Origin of the sequence: Nocardioides sp. (assembly GCF_041913365.1) — a bacterium.
Taxonomy (GTDB): Bacteria; Actinomycetota; Actinomycetes; order Propionibacteriales; family Nocardioidaceae; genus Nocardioides.
Map to the genome: position 1 here is coordinate 940875 of NZ_JAYSFM010000001.1, position 16751 is coordinate 957625.

Sequence of the window (16751 nt, forward strand, 5' to 3'; positions counted from 1 at the left end):
GAGGACCCATGCAGATCACGTCCCTGACCGCCCTCGCCGCCGCGCAGCTCGAGGTGGCACGCACGTCCAGCGCCGGCAGGTCGGCCGTCACTGTCCACGGTGGCCGCGAGCACGACCTGCGCCAGACCCTCATCGCGATGACCGCCGGCGCCCGGCTCGGCGAGCACGAGTCACCTGGCGAGGCCACGTTGCAGGTGCTCGAGGGCGAGGTGACCCTGCACGCCGGCGACGACGCCCACGACCTCCGGGCGGGGGACCACGGCGTCATCCCGCCCCAGCGCCACGACCTCGTCGCGCGCACGGACGCGGTGGTGCTGCTGACGGTGGCCACCCGCGCCTGACCCGTGGGCCCTACGGTGGGGCCCATGACCGTCGGGCTCCTCCTCGCTGCCGGGGCCGGTGCGCGGTTCGGCGGCCCGAAGGCCTTGGCGCGCGACGACGACGGCACCTCCTGGCTGCTCCGCTCCGTGCAGGCGCTCCGCCCGTGCGCGGAGATCGTGGTCGTCCTGGGGGCCGGGGCCGAGCAGGCGGCGGCGCTGCTGCCGATGTCGGTGTCCCGGATCCGTGCCGAGGACTGGGCCGAGGGGATGGGCGCCTCGCTGCGCGCCGGGCTGCTGGCGCTCGCGACCACGGACCACGACGCCGCCCTCGTCTCGCTGGTGGACCTGCCCGACGTGGACGCCGCCGTGGTGGCCCGCCTGCTGGACGCGGCCGACGGCCGGGGCGTCCTTGCCCGGGCGGCGTACGACGGCGTGCCGGGGCACCCGGTTTTGATCGGTCGCGACCACTGGGACGGGGTCGTCGCGGCCGCCGTCGGCGACCGTGGGGCTCGCGACTACCTCGCCGCGCACGAGGTCGCACTGGTCGAGTGCGGGGACCTCGCGACGGGCGCCGACGTCGACCGGAGGTGACCCAACGTCCGGCCAACGTGGTGGGTCGTAGCCTCTAGGCATGGACTCCGCCGCTGACGTGGCCGCCCGGCTGGGCGCGACCGGATACCTCGCCGACGAGGAGCTGGCCACCGTCGTCTTCCTGGCTGCGCGCATGCAGCGGCCGCTGCTGCTGGAGGGCGAGCCGGGCACCGGCAAGACCGCTCTCGCGGAGGCCCTCGCCCAGAGCCTGGAGCTCCCGCTGGTGCGCCTCCAGTGCTACGAGGGCATCGACGCCAGCCAGGCGCTCTACGACTGGGACTTCCCGCGCCAGATCCTGCACCTGCGCGCCCTCGAGGCGGCGGGGCAGGTGGACTCCGACGAGGCCGAGAAGAGCCTCTACGACGAGCGCTTCCTGCTCTCGCGCCCGGTGCTGGCCGCCTTGCGCCAGGCCCCGGCCGTGCTGCTCGTCGACGAGGTCGATCGCGCCGACGACGAGTTCGAGGCCTTCCTGCTCGAGGTGCTCTCGACGTGGCAGGTGACGATCCCCGAGTTCGGCACCGTCACCGCCCCGGAGCCGCCGCTGGTCGTGCTGACCTCCAACCGCACGCGCGAGCTCCACGACGCCCTCAAGCGGCGCTGCCTCTACCACTGGATCGACCACCCCGGCCTCGAGCGCGAGGTCGAGATCGTCCGCTCCCGCGCCCCCGAGGTCAGCGAGGCGCTGGCCCGTCAGGTGGTCGGCCTGGTCCAGCAGCTGCGCGCGCGCGACGACCTGCTCAAGCCGCCCGGGGTCGCCGAGACCCTCGACTGGGCGCGCGCCCTCACCTACCTCGGCACCGCCGAGCTCGACCTCGCCTCCGCCGCGGCCACCCTCGGTGCGCTGCTGAAGTACCGCGAGGACGCCGACCGGGTGAAGGCTGCCCTCGACCGGATGATGTCGCGATGAGCGACCTCGACCGGTCTGCCGACGAGGTGCTCCTGGGCTTCACCCGGGCGCTGCGGGCTGCCGGGGTGCCGGTCACCCAGGACCGGGCGCACGGCTTCCTGACCGCGGTCGCGACCGTCGGCCTCGACGACCGGCAGGCGACCTACTGGGCCGGTCGCGCCACGCTCTGCGCCTCGCCCGACGACCTGGCCCGCTACGACCAGGTCTTCGCGGCGTGGTTCGACCCGCGCGACGGGCTGCCGAGGGCCCGGCCGCGCGACACCGCGCGCCCGGTCACCGCCCACCTGCTGCCCGACGCCGAGGGCGCCGGTGGCGACGGTGAGGGCGACGACGACGTGGTGCGGGCCGCGGCCTCGCCGTCGGAGGTGCTGCGGCACCGCGACGTGGCGACGCTCGACGCCGCGGAGAAGCGGCGCCTGGACGCGATGTTCGCCCGGCTGTCGCTGCGCCCGCCGAGTCGTCGTACGGCACGGCACCGGAGGTGGCACCGCGGCCAGCTCGACGCCTCCCGCACCCTGCGTGCCTCCCTGCGGCAGATGGGCGAGCCCGCCGAGATCGCGTGGCGCCGTCGCGGTGTCCGCCCGCGCCGCGTGGTGCTGCTGGTCGACGTCAGCGGGTCGATGAGCGCGTACGCCGATGCGTTGCTGCGGCTGGCCCACCGCCTCACCCAGTGCGCGCGGACCACCGGTGGCACGGTCGAGACCTTCACGGTCGGCACCCGGCTGACCCACGTCACGCGGGCGCTGCGCTCGCCCGACGCCGACCGCGCGATCGTGGCCGCCGGCGAGGTGGTGCCCGACTGGTCCGGCGGGACGCGGCTGGGGGAGACGCTGCGGGTGTTCCTCGACCGCTGGGGCCAGCGCGGGATGGCCCGCGGTGCCGTGGTCGTCGTCTTCAGCGACGGCTGGGAGCGCGGCGACGCCGAGCTGCTGGGCGGGCAGATGGCCCGTCTGCGGCGGGTCGCGCACCGCGTGATCTGGGTGAACCCGCACCGCGGCAAGGCGGGCTACGAGCCGCTCCAGAGCGGGGTGGTGGCGGCGCTGCCGCACTGCGACGACTTCCTCGCCGGCCACTCGCTGGCGACGTTCGCCGACCTGACGGAGGTGATCGCCCGTGCGTGACGTGCTGCCCGAGCTGATGGCGTGGTGGGAGGCCGGTGAGACCGTCGGCGTCGGCACCGTGGTGGCCACCTTCCGCTCCGCCCCGCGCCCACCCGGCGCGTCAATGCTCGTCGGCCCCGACGAGACGGCCGTCGGCTCGGTGTCCGGCGGGTGCGTCGAGGGAGCGGTCTACGACCTGGCCACCTCGGTGGTCGCGTCCGGCGAGCCCGCGCTCGAGCGCTACGGCGTCTCCGACGACGACGCGTTCGCGGTCGGCCTGACCTGCGGCGGCATCCTCGACGTCTTCGTGGAGCAGGTCTCGCGCGAGACCTTCCCCGAGCTCGGTGGCATCGCGGCCGACGTCGACGCAGGACGTCCGGTCGCGCTGGCGACGGTGATCGAGCACCCCGACCCCGCCTGGCTCGGGCGGCGCATGGTCGTCCGTCCGCACGCGCCCGCCGAGGGCGGCGTCGGGTCGGAGCGCGCCGACGCGGCCGTCCACGACGACGCCCTCGGACTGCTGGCCGCCGGCTCCAACGCCACGCTCACCTACGGTCCCGACGGCGAGCGCCGCGGCGAGGGCATGCGGGTGTTCGTCTGGGGCTTCGCGCCCAAGCCGCGGATGCTGGTCTTCGGCGCGATCGACTTCGCGGCTGCGGTCGCCAAGGTCGGATCGTTCCTCGGCTACCACGTCACGGTGTGCGACGCGCGCCCCGTCTTCGCGACGAATTCGCGGTTCCCCGGCGCCGACGAGGTCGTCGTCGACTGGCCGCACCGCTACCTCCGGGCCGAGCTCGACGCCGGCCGGATCGACCGGCGGACCGTCCTGGCCGTGCTCACCCACGACCCGAAGTTCGACGTGCCGCTGCTCGAGGTCGCGCTGCGCCTGCCCGACGACGTACGTCCTGCCTACATCGGGGCGATGGGGTCGCGGCGCACGCACGACGAGCGGATGGACCGGCTGGTCGAGGCGGGCCTGTCCAAGGAGGAGATCGCGCTGCTCTCCTCGCCCATCGGTCTCGACCTCGGCGCCCGGACCCCGGAGGAGACCGCGGTCTCCATCGCCGCCGAGATCGTGGCGCGGCAGTGGGGCGGTTCGGGGGAGCGCCTGGCCACCACCGAGGGACGCATCCACCACGACGACTGACCCGTCCCCAGGGGTGTGGCGCTCGACGAATTTGCAGATGAGAGCGCTTCGTCTACCGTCTTTCGGATGATTTCCCCCGCTGCGCTGCCGCGCGATCGTTCCCGAGCGATCGCGCTCCTCGTCTCGACCCTGCTCGTGCTCGCCGTCCTGCTGCCCGTCGCCTCCGGCGCGGCCGTCCGTGAGGACGGCCGGTCCGAGTCGCGGACCTCGGCGCCCAAGGGTCGCTTCGACGTGGCGACGCTGAACCTCCGCAAGGGGATGCGGGTCCCCGGCATGCGCCACGACATCGGCGTGGTCATCGGCGGCGGAGCGTCCGTGATCGGCTTCCAGGAGCGACTCTTCAGCAAGAAGGCCCTGCGTGCGTCGCTGCCGAAGTCGTGGGCGCTGCTGATGCCGAGCGGCCCGACCGGGACCGACGACAACCCGATCGCCTTCGACAAGGACGTCTGGAAGCTCCGGCGCACCTGGTCGGTCCTGCTGACCGGCAAGACCTGGCGTCGCCAGACCGGGCAGGTCGCCCACGACCAGTACGGCGTGGTGGCGGCGCTCCGGCACCGCAGGAGCGGCCACATCATCCGCGCGGTCAGCTTCCACCTGCCCAACCACCTCCACAACCGGCGTTCGGGCGGCCCGAACTACGCCAACCGCGCCGGCGTCCAGGCCATGTGGCGCATGGCGCACCGCATCGGGGTCCTCAAGGCGAATGCGCCGGCCGAGCACCAGTTCGTCGCCATGTGCGACTGCAACGTCACCGCGAACCGGGACACGACCGACGCCCTCGTGAAGGGCCGGATCACCAAGCCGCTGCGGCTCCAGACCAACTACTCGGTCAAGGGCCGCGGTCCGGGGTCCGGGATCGACTACGTGATGGGCGAGCGCGCCTCCGACTTCCGGATCGACTCCTACGTGTCGTACACCCGCCTGGTGACCGACCACCCGGGCGTCGTCGCGACCTTCAAGCGGAGCCGCTGACCCGCCACGACTGAGGGGACCCTTGACGGGGACTCCCTGTTGCGAGCGTCACACTCGGGCTAGGTTGGCCGCGACCGACCGGGAGCCGCGATGACCAGCGATGACCTGCACGCACGCCGTGTGAGTGCCGTGCGCGCCTGGACGCGGTTCGTGGCCGACGGTGACGAGCAGGCGGAGGCGGTCCGTCCCGAGATCCTCAGCAGCTGGCAGCTGTCCGGGGTGGTCTCGCCGGACGTCACCCACGCGCCGCTCGACGACGAGGGCGAGACCGCGGACTTCTGGAACGCCTCGCCGCTGCACACGGCCGTGATGCGCGTGCAGGACGAGCTGCGCCGCACCGCCGAGGACGGCGACCTGGTCATCGCGGTCACCGACGACCAGACCCGGATCCTGTGGACCTACGGCGGCCGCGTGATGCGACGCAAGGCCGAGACCGTCAACTTCGTGCCCGGCGGTCGCTGGGACGAGCGCAGCGTCGGCACCAACGCGCTCGCCATCGCCGGGCGGACCGCCGCCCCGTCGATGGTGTTCAGTGCCGAGCACTACGCCGAGGTCGTGCACAACTGGGTGTGCTGGGCGGCGCCGGTCTTCGACCCGGTGACCGGTCGCTCGCTGGGCGTCATCGACCTCTCGACCACCTGGGACCGCACCCACCCGATCGGGCTGGCGACGGCGCGCGTGATGGCGCGGCTGATCGAGGGTGCGCTGCCCACCGATCGTCGCGGCGTGCTGGCCGAGGGGCCGGACGAGCCCGGCCTCACGCTGACCCTGCTCGGCACGGCCGAGGTGTGGCTCGACGGGCAGCGGCTGCTGCTCAACCGTCGCCAGACCGAGATCCTGGCCCTGCTCGCGCTGCACCCGGCCGGGCTGTCGGTCGAGCACCTGCACTCCCTCCTCTACGGCGACTCCGCGGTGACCACCTCCACGCTCAAGGCCGAGGTGTCGCACCTGCGTGCCGCGCTCGCGGGCCAGCTGTCCTCCCGCCCCTACCGGCTCACGATGCCGGTGGCGACCGACGTCGAGGAGGTGCAGCGGCTGCTGCGGCGCGGCGACGTACGCGCTGCGGTCCGGGCCTACGGCGGCGACCTGCTGCCCGGCACGGAGTCCCCCGCCCTGGTGCAGATGGGCGACTACCTCGCGGTCAGCGTGCGCGAGGCGCTGCTCGCCCACCCCGATCCCGATGCGGTCCTGCGCTACAGCGACCTCGCGCCGTACGACACCGCGGTCGTGGAGGCGTGCCTCGCCGCACTGCCCGTCCACCACCCGGTCGCACCCCTACTGAAGGGCCGGCTGGCGGCCGCTCGCTGACCGGCACAAAGTGGGGAAATCCCCGCCAGGGTGTGGCGCTCGCGACGGTGGCCCCTCAATCCTGCGGTGACACGCTGCGCCGGGGAGGGTGCGGCCACGTCAGAGGAGTACCGCATGGTCAAGTCACGTCCGGTGGTCGCGGCAGCGGTGGCTGCCCTGGTCGGGGGAAGCCTGCTGGGCGTCCCGCCGGCGGGCGCCGCCACGGCGCCCGAGCCCACCACGGTGGCGAAGAAGCTCGTCTCGCCGCTCAGCATGGTCGTCGCGTCCGACGGCACCGCCTACGTCAGCCAGAACTTCGCCGGCCTGCTCACCGCGATCGAGCCGGGCGGCAAGCCGGAGGTCGTCTTCAAGGCACCGAAGGGCACCGAGGTGGGCGCCCTGTCGGAGGCCGGTGGCGTCGTCCGCCTGGCCACCACCGCGGGCAAGAAGACCGCGCTGTGGACGATGCGCCCGGGTGGTGCGCCGAAGAAGCTTGCCAACCTGTGGAAGTACGAGAAGACCGAGAACCCCGACGCCGACCAGGCCTACGGCTTCACCGACGTCGACGCCGCCTGTCTGGCGCAGATGCCGGCGGAGGTCCCCGGCGCCTACACGGGCATCAAGGAGTCGCACCCCTACGGGTCCGCGGTGCGCGGCGGCACGACGTACGTCGCGGACGCGGCCGCCAACGCGATCCTCGCGGTCGACGCCGACGGCGAGGTCTCGACGGTCGCGGTGCTCCCGCCGGTGCCGGTCGTGGTCACCGCTGAGGCGGCGGCAGCCAACAAGCTGCCCGCGTGCACGGTCGGCCATGCCTACAACTTCGAGCCGGTCCCGACCGACGTCGAGGTCGGCAAGGGCGGTTGGCTCTACGTCAGCCTGCTCCCCGGAGGTCCCGAGGACGGCAGCACCGGCGCCAACGGCATGGTCGTGAAGGTGAAGGCGAAGACCGGCAAGGTCCGCACGGTCGCCACCGGCCTCGCGGGTGCCACAGGCGTCGCCGTCGCCGACAACGGTGACGTCTACGTCGCGCAGCTGTTCGGCATGCAGGTGTCGCGGGTCAAGCACGGCACCGACACGCTCAAGACGTACGCCGAGGTGAAGATGCCCGCCGCGGTCGAGTGGGCCGACGGCGACCTCCTGGTCTCCGCCAACGTCCTCTCCGACCCGCCGAAGGGGATGATCCTGAAGTACTGACCGCTGGTCCAAGCCAGCCTCCGGGCGTGCGGGGTCGGTCCAACCATCGACCAACCGTCGCGTTCTAGCGTCGGGCGAGAGTGATCCACCTCACACGCCCGGAGGCGCCACATGACGAAGATCGAACTCACCGTCGACGGGGCTGCGGTCTCCGACGACGTCGAGCCGCGGATGCTGCTGGTGCAGTACCTCCGCGAGAAGCTCGGCAAGACCGGCACCGTGATCGGCTGCGACACCTCCAACTGCGGGGCGTGCACGGTCCACCTCGACGGGACGAGCGTGAAGTCCTGCAACGTCCTCGCCGTCCAGGCCAATGGCCGCACGGTGACCACGATCGAGGGACTCGCCGACACCGCCGAGGGTGAGCTGCACCCCGTCCAGGAGGCCTTCCGGGAGTGCCACGGGCTCCAGTGCGGCTTCTGCACGCCGGGGATGATCATGCAGGCCGTCGACCTGCTCGGGGAGAACTCGAACCCCACCGAGGAGGAGGTCCGGCTCGGCATGGAGGGCAACCTCTGCCGCTGCACGGGCTACCACAACATCGTCAGGAGCGTGCTCCACGCGGCGGGAGGTGCGCCGTCATGACCGCCACCCAGGACCGTCCCGCCGACGAGGCCAGCAAGGAGATCGGCAAGGACCGACGCCGCAAGGAGGACCAGCGGCTGATCACCGGCCGCACCCGCTGGACCGACAACATCACCCTCCCGGGGATGCTGCACCTGGCGATGGTGCGCAGCCCCTTCGCCCACGCCACGATCACCTCGATCGACACCGAGGCGGCCAAGGCCTCGCCCAATGTGGTCGCGGTCCTCAGCGGCAAGGACTTCGGAGAGGAGCTGGGCGTCAACATCAACGCCTGGCCGATCACGCCCGACCAGAAGACCCCGGCCCACTCGCCGATGCCCGCCGACCGGGTCGCCTTCGCCGGCGAGATCGTCGCCGTGGTGGTCGCCCGCAGCGCCGCGGAGGCGCGCGACGCCGCCGAGCTCGTCGACGTCGACTACGACGAGCAGCCGGCCGTGCTCGGCATCAAGAAGGCGCTCGAGGACTCGGTGCTCGCCCACCCCGACCTCGGCACCAACAAGTCCGCGCTGTGGGTCTTCGACTCCAACGACGCCGGCACCGGCGGCGATGTCGAGGCCGCGATCGAGGAGGCCCGCACCAACGGCATCCTCCTCGAGCGGGAGTACCGGCAGCAGCGCCTCATCCCCGCCTTCATGGAGCCGCGCAGCGTCGTGGTCGACCCGACCGGCGAGCAGATCACCATGTGGTCGGCGACCCAGATCCCGCACATCCTGCGCTTCGCGCTCGCCGCCACCACCGGCGTGCCGGAGTCCAAGATCCGGGTGATCGCGCCCGATGTCGGCGGCGGTTTCGGCGGCAAGCTCCAGACGACGCCCGAGGAGTGGATCGCCTGGGCCGTGGCCCGGCGGCTGGGCCGGCCGGTGAAGTACACCGAGACGCGCAGCGAGAGCCTGATGTCTGCCCACCACGGCCGCGACCAGGTCCAGACCCTGACGCTGGCGGCCGACAAGGACGGCAGGGTCACCGGCTTCAAGGTGCACCTCGACGCCGACCTGGGCGCGTACGTCGCCATCGTCGGCGGCGGCGTGCCGGTGCTCGGCGCCTTCATGTTCAACGCGATCTACAAGTTCCCCGCCTACCGCTTCGAGTGCCAGACCGTGCTGACCAACAGCACGTGGACCGACGCCTACAGGGGCGCCGGCCGGCCGGAGGCGACGTACGCCGTCGAGCGGCTGATGGACGAGCTCGCGGCCGAGGTCGGGGTCGACCCGCTCGAGATCCGCGAGCGCAACTGGATCACCCACGAGGAGTTCCCGTTCACCACCGTCGCCGGCCTGGAGTACGACTCCGGCAACTACGAGGCGGCGACCGCCCGGGCCAAGGAGTCCTTCGGCTACGACGCGCTGCGCGCCGAGCAGAAGGAGCGCCGCGAGCGGGGCGACCGGGTGCAGCTGGGCATCGGCGTCTCGACCTTCACCGAGATGTGCGGGCTGGCGCCCAGCCGGGTGCTCGGCAGCCTGGACTACGGAGCCGGCGGCTGGGAGCACGCGAGCGTGCGGATGCTGGCCACCGGCAAGGTCGAGGTGGTGACCGGCGCGAGCGCGCACGGCCAGGGCCACGAGACGGCGTTCAGCCAGATCGTCGCCGACCGGCTCGGGGTGCCGTTCGAGGACGTCGAGGTGCTGCACGGCGACACCCAGGTCGCCCACAAGGGCCTCGACACCTACGGGTCACGCTCGCTGGTGGTCGGCGGCGAGGCGCTGGTCAAGGCGGCCGACAAGGTGGTCGAGAAGGCCCGGCACCTGGCCTCGCACCTGCTCGAGGCGAGCCAGGACGACCTCGACTTCGCCGACGGCCGCTTCACCGTCCGCGGCACCGACCAGGGTGTCGCGCTCCAGGAGCTCGCCACCGCGACGTTCACGGGGCACAACTACCCGGAGGACATGGAGCTCAGCATCGACGCCGAGGCGACGTACGACCCGGTGAACTTCAACTACCCCCACGGCACCCACCTGTGCGCGATGGAGGTGGACACCGAGACCGGTGCGGTGAAGATGCGGAAGTACACCTGCTGCGACGACATCGGCAACATCATCAACCCGCTGATCGTGGCCGGGCAGGTGCACGGCGGGCTGGTGCAGGGCATCGCGCAGGCGCTGTGGGAGGAGGCCGTGCACGACGAGGCGGGCACGCTCGTGAGCGGGTCGTTCGTCGACTACCTGCTACCCACGACGGCCGACACGATCTCCTTCGACGTGCTGCACACGCACGAGCCGAGCGTCTGCACCACCAACACGCTGGGCACCAAGGGCGTCGGCGAGGCGGGCACCATCGCCTCGACCCCGGCGGTCGTCAACGCGGTCGTCGACGCCGTACGCCACCTGGGTGTCTCCGACATCCAGATGCCCTGCACGCCGGAGCGCGTGTGGCGCGCCATCCATGCGGGCGACGGCGACGCTCCGACCCCTGCGGACGCGATGCCGCACTTCGACGAAGGAGCGCCCAACCAGGCCCCCGCGACCGGCGAAGGAGCAGCCCAGTGATCCCGGTGAAGTTCGACTACCTCGCCCCGAGCTCGGTCGAGGAGGCGCTGGCCGCGCTCGGCGAGCACGGCGACGACGCGAAGATCATGGCCGGCGGGCAGAGCCTGCTGCCGGTCCTGCGGATGCGCCTCAACGCACCCGAGGTCGTCATCGACCTCGGCGGCATCTCCTCGCTGCGAGGCATCCGTGACGACGGCGACGCGATCGTGATCGGCGCGATGACCACCCACCACGACGTGCGCGACGACGCCCTCGTCAAGGAGCACGCGCTGCTGCTGTCGAAGGCGGCGGCCGAGGTGGCCGACGCGCAGATCCGGCACCGCGGCACCTTCGGCGGTGCCCTCGCGCACGCCGACCCCGCGGGCGACCTCGGTGCGCCGGCGCTCGCGCTCGGCGCGCAGTTCGTGATCGCCGGCGCGGGCGGCACCCGGACGGTCGAGGCGGCGGACTTCTTCGTCGACCTCTTCGAGACCGCGATCGGCGACGACGAGATCCTCACCGAGGTGCGGATCCCCAAGCACACCGGCTGGGGTGCCCATTACGAGAAATTCGTCCGCGTCGCGCACCAGTGGCCGATCGTCGCGGTCGCCGCGACGGTGAAGGGTTCCATCGACGAGGCCAGGGTCGGGCTCACCAACATGGGCTCCACTCCGTTGCGCGCGACCGCGACCGAGCAGGCGCTCGCCGGCGCGACCGCGACCGAGGACGGCGTACGCGCCGCGGCCGACCTGGCCGCCGAGGGCACCAACCCGCCCTCGGACCTCAACGGCGCCGCCGACTACCGCCAGCACCTCGCCCGCGTCCTCACCCGCCGGGCCGTCCTCGAGGCGGCGGGCGCCTAGATGGAGCTGAGCCACACGTTCACCGTCCCGATCGGGGTCGAGGAGACCTGGGCGCACTTCAACGACATCGCGTCGGTGGCCGAGTGCTTCCCCGGCGCCCAGGTCACCGAGGCCGACGCCGACTCCTTCGCCGGCTCGGTGAAGGTCAAGCTCGGCCCCATCGCCCTGCAGTACAACGGCAGCGGCACCTTCGTGGAGAAGGACCACGAGGCGCACCGCTTCGTCGTGGACGCCAAGGGCAAGGACAAGCGCGGCAACGGCACGGCCGGGGCGAAGGTGACGGTCTCGATGACCGACGCCGGAGGCTCGACCGACGTCGCCGTGGAGACCGACCTGGCCATCACCGGCAAGCCGGCGCAGTTCGGCCGCGGGGTGATGCAAGACGTGTCCGACAAGCTGCTCGGCCAGTTCGTGACCTGCCTGGAGCAACGGCTCGCCGCACCCGACGAGTCGTTGGGCGGTGAGTCGGCCGATGCGTCCCCCGCGCCCCTGGCGGCCGACTCACCGCCCCCGGCCGACGCTGCGGCAGCGCCCCCGCCGGCCCCACCTCCGCCGCCCCCACCGCCGCCTCCTCCGCCGCCGCAGGCCGAGGCGCTCGACCTGGGCAGCGCCGTGCTCCCGGTGGTCCTCAAGGCCTACTGGAAGCAGGCGCTCGGCGCGCTGGTCGTCCTCGCGGTCCTGATCCGGCTGCTGCGTCGCCGCTGACGCGGCGCGGTGTCAGAACACGTTGGCCGGGCGGAACTGGACCGAGAGCCGGGGGCCCGAGTGGGCCACCTTGGGCACCGCGTGCTCCCAGGTGCGCTGGCACGACCCGCCCATCACGACCAGGTCGCCGTGGCCCATCGTCAGCGCGATGGACGAGCCGCCGCCCCGCGGCCGGAGCAGCAGCCGGCGGGGGTCGCCGACACTGACGATCGCGACCATGGTGTCCTGCGACCGGCCGCGGCCGATGGTGTCGCCGTGCCAGGCCACGGAGTCGCGGCCGTCGCGGTAGTAGCAGCAGCCGGCGGTCACGAACGGCTCGCCGAGCACGGGGAGGTAGTGGGTGCTCAGCTCTTCGCGCGCCAGCGTGAGCGCGGGATGGGGGAGTGCCTCGCCGGCGAGGTAGGTGTGGAGCAGGCGTGGGACGTCGACGACGGAGTCGTGCATCTCGCGTCGCTCCGCACGCCACGGGACCCGCTCCACGAGCGCCGCGAACGCCTCGTCGGGGTCGGCCAGCCAGTTGCGCTGGACGTCGACCCAGGCGCCGCGGGTGAGCACGCGTCGCTCCGGCGCGAGCGTGCCGGCGGCCACGTCGGCGTCGGCGAAGAGGGACGTCTGGAAGTCCACGAGGCCCATGGTACGCCTGAGATCGAACAATCGTTCGAACATTAAGAATTCGTCAAGGGATGACCACAGGCTCCGTCAATTCGGTGACGCCGGTCCAGCCCAGTCCTAGCCTGTGTGACATGGAACCTGTGGACCTCGTCGTCCCGCGTCAGCGGGCGCTGAAGCACGTCCAGGTCCGCGAACACGTCCGCGGTCTCATCGAAGCCCAGCCGCCCGGCTCCGCCGCGCCCTCCGAGCGGGAGCTCGTCGCGCGTTTCGGGGTCGCCCGGATGACCGTACGCCAGGCCCTCGACGCCCTGGTCGCCGAGGGTCTCCTCGAGCGCATCCCGGGTCGCGGCACCTTCGTCGCGCAGCCGCCCAAGACGGCCGGGCGCCTCACCTCGTTCACCGAGGAGATCCGCCGCCGCGGCATGCTGCCGGAGTCGCAGACGCTGCTGGCCCGGGTCGAGCAGGCCGGGCCCGGCGTGGCCCGCGCCCTCGACATCTCGCCCGGTGACCCGGTCCTGCACTGGCGCCGCCTGCGTCGTGCCGACCAGGAGATCGTGTGCGTCGAGGACGCCTACCTCAACGAGGTGCTGCTCCCCGGCTTCCTCCAGCACGGCACGCCGACCAGCCTCTACGAAGCCCTCGGCTCTCGCGGGCTCCGGCCCACCGCCGTCGAGGACTCCATCTCGGCCGACCGCGCCAGCGCGGAGGAGGCCGCGGTGCTCGAGATCGCCGAGGGCGACCCGGTCCTGCGCCACTCGCGCCGCGCGGTGTCGGATGGTCGGATCGTCGAGGTGTCCCGCACCTGCTACCGCCACGACCGCTTCACCGTCTACCTCCAGCTCGCCGACCGCTGAGTCAGGCCGCGCCGGACAGCTCCGCGATCTCGCGATCGAGGTTGGCGCGCGCCCGCGCCTCCCACAGCTCGCGGGCTCGGGGAGAGTGGAAGATCGACGGCTTCGCCGCGAGGTCCTGCAGGACTGCCAGCCGGCCGGCACGGAAGTCCTCCTCGCCGACGTGCGCGAAGTCGGCCCGGACCCCGGCGACGTAGTCCGCGTAGCGCTCGGGGCTCGCGGCCAGGATGCCGAGGTCGGCGTCGCTGAGCGCGCGCCCGGCCGGGTCGTCCTCGGCGGGCCGGTGGTGCACCGTCATCCGCACCAGCCGCGCCACCTCGTCGGCGTACGCCGCCGGGAGCGCGCGCTCGGCCCACTGCGCTGACCGCTCCTCGTCATCGGCCCCGCCGTCGTAGACCGCGTCGTGGAACCACGCCGCCAGCACGACGGTCGTCGCGTCCGTGCCGAGCTCCTCGAGGCGCTCCAGCACCTCGCGCAGGTGGGTTAGGTCGTGGTAGCCGGCGCGGTCCCACGCGGACAGCAGCTCGTCACGGAGGTCGCCGTGGTCGGGCAGCGGCCAGAGGTGCTCGAGGTCGACGTGGCTCATGCCCGGGCCGCCTCCTGCAGCGCGCGGGCGTGCGCGTGGCCGGGCGCCATCGCCCAGCGGATGGCGCCGGTCGACACCTTGCCGAGCGCCCGGCCGACGGTCCGGTCGAGAGCGACGTCGAGGACCGGCGGGTGCGGCAGGCCGAGCTCGCGGCGCGCCGACTCCGGGGTCAGCGACACGGCGGCCCCGACCAGCGAGAGGTACGCCGGCCGCGCCGCGAGGGGCAGGTCGGGATGCCAAACCAGGAAGCGGATCGCGTCGCGGGCGGCGTCGGTGCCGCGCAGCTCAGGTGCGTAGGCCGCCAGGGTGGCGTGCAGCTCGTGCACTGTCTGCGGCGGGTCGAGGACACCGAGGTGGCCGGCTGCGACGGAGGTCTGGGCGACGTACTCGTCGCGCTCGACGCCGACCAGAGGCCGGTGCCCGAAGCGGTCGTGGGCGAGCAGGAAGCTGTGGATCTCCGCGGCGTGCACCCAGCCGAGCAGGTGCGGGTCGGAGGCGTCGTACGGCGTGCCGTCGGGCATCGTGCCGGTGACCGACGCGTGCGCCCGCTGGACCGCGCGTATCGCCCGGAGGGCGTGCTCCTCCGTGCCGAACGTGGTGACCGCGATGTAGGTGGCGACCTGCGCCAGCCGGCCCCACATGTCGCCGCGGTAGCCGGAGTGGTCCGCCACGCCCTGCATCGCCGCCGGGTGGAGCGACTGCAGCATGATCGCCCGGATCCCGCCGACGAACATCGAGGCGTCGCCGTGCACCCGGCCGATCGGGGAGCCCGGCTCGAACCACCGCGGACCCGGCGACCCGTGCACCATCTCCCGCTGCCGCTGGCCCCGCGGGCCGGCGACCTTCTGGAACAGCTCGGCACCGAGGCGCTCGCGGAGGCTCACCCTCCTGAGACTAGCGGCGCGGTGTGACGCAGCCGACCTTTGACTTCGAGTGCTCGAAGTTCCTACCGTCGATGACATGCCCACCACCGCCTCCCGCAGCTACTCCATCAAGGAGGCAGCCGCCCTCACGGGGCTGCCCGCGAGCACGCTGCGCTACTACGAGCAGATCGGTGTCATCACGCCGATCAGCCGCGGCGCGACGAGCAAGCACCGCGTCTACGACGAGGCCGACCTCGACCAGCTCATGTCGATCGCCTGCCTCGCCGCGACCGGCATGTCGGTCCACGACATGCGGCAGTACATGGCGAACGCCCACCTCGGTGCCGACGCCGTCGCCGAGCAGGTCGGGCTGCTCTCCGCCCAGGCCGAGCGCCTCGCGCGGGAGGCCGAGCAGGTGGCGCTGCGCCAGGAGTACGTCCGCATCAAGGTCGACTACTGGCACGCCGTGGACGCCGGCGACGAGGACCGCGCCGGCCTCCTGTCGGCCGAGGCGCGTGCCCTCGCCGACGCGCTCAAGGGCACCAAGGCTCCCTGACGGGGCCACCCACCAACTCCCGCGACCGTCAGGTCGGCGGGGCGGGCTGACGCGCCCGCACATCCACCCCGAAGGAGAACCCCCATGCGCGTGAGCGCCTATGCAGCACCCGCGGCCGGCGAGCCGCTCGCCCCCACCACCATCGAGCGCCGGGACGTCGGCCCCCGCGACGTGCTGATCGCGATCGAGTGGGCCGGCATCTGCCACTCCGACATCCACACCGTCAACGGCGACTGGGGCCCGCAGCCCTTCCCGGTCGTGCCCGGCCACGAGATCGTCGGCACCGTGACCGAGGTCGGCGCCGAGGTGACCAGCCACCGCGTCGGCGACCGAGTCGGCGTCGGGTGCATGGTCGGCTCGTGCGGCGAGTGCGCCAGCTGTCGCAACGGCGACGAGCAGTACTGCGCCAAGGGCATGGTCGGGACGTACGCCGCCACCGACCGCGACGGCACCACCACCCAGGGCGGCTACTCGACCCACGTCGTCGTCGACGCCGGCTTCGTGCTCTCCGTGCCCGACGGCATCGACCCGGCGGAGGCGGCACCGCTGCTGTGCGCCGGCATCACGACGTACTCGCCGCTGCGCCGGTGGAACGCCGGACCCGGCAAGAAGGTCGGCGTCGTCGGCCTGGGCGGGCTCGGGCACATGGCCGTCAAGATCGCCCACGCGATGGGCGCCGAGGTCACCGTGCTGTCGCAGTCGCTGAAGAAGCAGGAGGACGGCCTGCGCCTCGGCGCGGACCACTACTTCGCGACGTCCGACGCGGGCACGTTCGACGCCCTCGCCGGCTCGTTCGACCTGATCGTCAACACGGTGAGCGCCTCGATCGACGTCAACGCCTACCTGCGGCTGCTCGCCGTCGACGGCACGCTGGTCAACGTCGGGGCGCCGCCGGAGCCGCTTCCGGTCAACGCCATGTCCCTCATCGGTGGGCGGCGCTCGTTCGCCGGCTCGATGATCGGCGGCATCGCCGAGACCCAGGAGATGCTCGACTTCTGCGCCGAGCACGGCATCGCGGCCGAGGTCGAGATCATCCCGGTCGAGAAGGTCAACGAGGCCTACGAGCGCGTCCTCGCCTCCGACGTGCGCTACCGCTTCGTGATCGACGCGAGCACGATCGGCTGACGTCGTACGCCACTGACGCTCC

At 72.7% G+C, this 16751-nt stretch carries 18 protein-coding genes; 15 read left to right on the forward strand and 3 right to left on the reverse strand.

All coding sequences use genetic code 11. The features are described 5' to 3' along the window. The first annotated feature begins 8 nt into the window (after nt 1-8). From ACE3QY_RS04615 to ACE3QY_RS04670, 12 genes are all read left to right on the forward strand, one after another. Complete coding sequence (locus ACE3QY_RS04615; protein ID WP_374454822.1) at nt 9-341, forward strand: cupin domain-containing protein; 333 nt, start codon at nt 9-11, stop codon at nt 339-341. A gap of 24 nt (nt 342-365) precedes the next feature. Beyond that, nucleotides 366-911 (forward strand): NTP transferase domain-containing protein, encoded by a 546-nt coding sequence (locus ACE3QY_RS04620; protein WP_374454823.1) that lies wholly within the window; start codon nt 366-368, stop codon nt 909-911. A 40-nt stretch (nt 912-951) separates the two neighbouring features. Next, nucleotides 952-1818, forward strand: a complete 867-nt coding sequence (locus ACE3QY_RS04625; protein ID WP_374454824.1) for an AAA family ATPase — start codon at nt 952-954, stop codon at nt 1816-1818. Beyond that, nucleotides 1815-2939: a VWA domain-containing protein gene (locus ACE3QY_RS04630; protein WP_374454825.1), complete on the forward strand. Its 1125-nt coding sequence runs from the start codon at nt 1815-1817 to the stop codon at nt 2937-2939. Before ACE3QY_RS04625 ends, ACE3QY_RS04630 begins: the two co-directional genes overlap by 4 nt. Further along, complete coding sequence (locus tag ACE3QY_RS04635; protein WP_374454826.1) at nt 2932-4065, forward strand: XdhC family protein; 1134 nt, start codon at nt 2932-2934, stop codon at nt 4063-4065. Before ACE3QY_RS04630 ends, ACE3QY_RS04635 begins: the two co-directional genes overlap by 8 nt. A gap of 66 nt (nt 4066-4131) precedes the next feature. Further along, on the forward strand, nt 4132-5037 hold the full coding sequence (locus ACE3QY_RS04640) for a hypothetical protein (RefSeq protein WP_374454827.1): 906 nt from the start codon (nt 4132-4134) through the stop codon (nt 5035-5037). 90 nt (nt 5038-5127) lie between these two features. Beyond that, a complete protein-coding gene (locus ACE3QY_RS04645; RefSeq protein ID WP_374454828.1) occupies nt 5128-6345 on the forward strand; it encodes a transcriptional regulator in 1218 nt (405 codons plus the stop codon). Nucleotides 6346-6459: 114 nt separating this feature from the next. Continuing rightward, entirely contained in the window at nt 6460-7521 is a 1062-nt protein-coding gene (locus tag ACE3QY_RS04650) for a ScyD/ScyE family protein (RefSeq protein WP_374454829.1), read from the forward strand. 111 nt (nt 7522-7632) lie between these two features. Continuing rightward, a complete protein-coding gene (locus tag ACE3QY_RS04655) occupies nt 7633-8106 on the forward strand; it encodes a (2Fe-2S)-binding protein (RefSeq protein ID WP_374454830.1) in 474 nt (157 codons plus the stop codon). Next, entirely contained in the window at nt 8103-10589 is a 2487-nt protein-coding gene (locus ACE3QY_RS04660) for a xanthine dehydrogenase family protein molybdopterin-binding subunit (protein ID WP_374454831.1), read from the forward strand. The genes ACE3QY_RS04655 and ACE3QY_RS04660 overlap by 4 nt, the downstream gene beginning before the upstream one ends. Next, entirely contained in the window at nt 10586-11431 is an 846-nt protein-coding gene (locus ACE3QY_RS04665) for a xanthine dehydrogenase family protein subunit M (RefSeq protein ID WP_374454832.1), read from the forward strand. The genes ACE3QY_RS04660 and ACE3QY_RS04665 overlap by 4 nt, the downstream gene beginning before the upstream one ends. Continuing rightward, the gene (locus tag ACE3QY_RS04670) at nt 11432-12136 is read left to right on the forward strand and encodes an SRPBCC family protein (RefSeq protein WP_374454833.1); all 705 of its coding nucleotides are present in this window, start codon (nt 11432-11434) and stop codon (nt 12134-12136) included. 12 nt (nt 12137-12148) lie between these two features. Here the strand turns inward: ACE3QY_RS04670 and ACE3QY_RS04675 are convergent, their stop codons facing one another. Next, nucleotides 12149-12769 carry an alpha-ketoglutarate-dependent dioxygenase AlkB gene (locus ACE3QY_RS04675; RefSeq protein WP_374454834.1) on the reverse strand — a complete coding sequence of 207 codons (621 nt, stop codon included), beginning with the start codon at nt 12767-12769 and terminating at the stop codon, nt 12149-12151. 110 nt (nt 12770-12879) lie between these two features. Here ACE3QY_RS04675 and ACE3QY_RS04680 point away from each other — a divergent pair, with 110 nt between their 5' ends. After that, the gene (locus ACE3QY_RS04680) at nt 12880-13602 is read left to right on the forward strand and encodes a GntR family transcriptional regulator (protein ID WP_374454835.1); all 723 of its coding nucleotides are present in this window, start codon (nt 12880-12882) and stop codon (nt 13600-13602) included. A 1-nt stretch (nt 13603) separates the two neighbouring features. On the opposite strand, the gene ACE3QY_RS04685 is transcribed toward ACE3QY_RS04680, so the two are convergent. Together ACE3QY_RS04685 and ACE3QY_RS04690 are read right to left on the reverse strand one after the other, a co-directional pair. After that, nucleotides 13604-14185: a hypothetical protein gene (locus ACE3QY_RS04685; RefSeq protein ID WP_374454836.1), complete on the reverse strand. Its 582-nt coding sequence runs from the start codon at nt 14183-14185 to the stop codon at nt 13604-13606. Further along, nucleotides 14182-15069 (reverse strand): oxygenase MpaB family protein, encoded by an 888-nt coding sequence (locus tag ACE3QY_RS04690; protein ID WP_374454837.1) that lies wholly within the window; start codon nt 15067-15069, stop codon nt 14182-14184. Before ACE3QY_RS04690 ends, ACE3QY_RS04685 begins: the two co-directional genes overlap by 4 nt. Before the next feature lie 76 nt (nt 15070-15145). On the opposite strand from ACE3QY_RS04690, the gene ACE3QY_RS04695 reads away from it, so the two are divergent. Together ACE3QY_RS04695 and ACE3QY_RS04700 are read left to right on the forward strand one after the other, a co-directional pair. Next, nucleotides 15146-15604, forward strand: a complete 459-nt coding sequence (locus ACE3QY_RS04695; RefSeq protein ID WP_374454838.1) for a MerR family transcriptional regulator — start codon at nt 15146-15148, stop codon at nt 15602-15604. A gap of 84 nt (nt 15605-15688) precedes the next feature. Continuing rightward, a complete protein-coding gene (locus ACE3QY_RS04700; protein WP_374454839.1) occupies nt 15689-16729 on the forward strand; it encodes an NAD(P)-dependent alcohol dehydrogenase in 1041 nt (346 codons plus the stop codon). Nucleotides 16730-16751: the final 22 nt, after the last annotated feature.

Excerpts from the sequence above, each read along its gene's own strand:
- ACE3QY_RS04670 (WP_374454833.1), top strand. The coding sequence starts at position 11,432 with ATGGAGCTGAGCCACACGTTCACCGTCCCGATCGGGGTCGAGGAGACC.
- ACE3QY_RS04685 (WP_374454836.1), bottom strand. The coding sequence starts at position 14,185 with ATGAGCCACGTCGACCTCGAGCACCTCTGGCCGCTGCCCGACCACGGC.
- ACE3QY_RS04655 (WP_374454830.1), top strand. The coding sequence starts at position 7,633 with ATGACGAAGATCGAACTCACCGTCGACGGGGCTGCGGTCTCCGACGAC.
- ACE3QY_RS04650 (WP_374454829.1), top strand. The coding sequence starts at position 6,460 with ATGGTCAAGTCACGTCCGGTGGTCGCGGCAGCGGTGGCTGCCCTGGTC.
- ACE3QY_RS04660 (WP_374454831.1), top strand. The coding sequence starts at position 8,103 with ATGACCGCCACCCAGGACCGTCCCGCCGACGAGGCCAGCAAGGAGATC.
- ACE3QY_RS04700 (WP_374454839.1), top strand. The coding sequence starts at position 15,689 with ATGCGCGTGAGCGCCTATGCAGCACCCGCGGCCGGCGAGCCGCTCGCC.
- ACE3QY_RS04645 (WP_374454828.1), top strand. The coding sequence starts at position 5,128 with ATGACCAGCGATGACCTGCACGCACGCCGTGTGAGTGCCGTGCGCGCC.
- ACE3QY_RS04620 (WP_374454823.1), top strand. The coding sequence starts at position 366 with ATGACCGTCGGGCTCCTCCTCGCTGCCGGGGCCGGTGCGCGGTTCGGC.
- ACE3QY_RS04680 (WP_374454835.1), top strand. The coding sequence starts at position 12,880 with ATGGAACCTGTGGACCTCGTCGTCCCGCGTCAGCGGGCGCTGAAGCAC.
- ACE3QY_RS04640 (WP_374454827.1), top strand. The coding sequence starts at position 4,132 with ATGATTTCCCCCGCTGCGCTGCCGCGCGATCGTTCCCGAGCGATCGCG.
- ACE3QY_RS04695 (WP_374454838.1), top strand. The coding sequence starts at position 15,146 with ATGCCCACCACCGCCTCCCGCAGCTACTCCATCAAGGAGGCAGCCGCC.
- ACE3QY_RS04615 (WP_374454822.1), top strand. The coding sequence starts at position 9 with ATGCAGATCACGTCCCTGACCGCCCTCGCCGCCGCGCAGCTCGAGGTG.
- ACE3QY_RS04625 (WP_374454824.1), top strand. The coding sequence starts at position 952 with ATGGACTCCGCCGCTGACGTGGCCGCCCGGCTGGGCGCGACCGGATAC.
- ACE3QY_RS04675 (WP_374454834.1), bottom strand. The coding sequence starts at position 12,769 with ATGGGCCTCGTGGACTTCCAGACGTCCCTCTTCGCCGACGCCGACGTG.
- ACE3QY_RS04630 (WP_374454825.1), top strand. The coding sequence starts at position 1,815 with ATGAGCGACCTCGACCGGTCTGCCGACGAGGTGCTCCTGGGCTTCACC.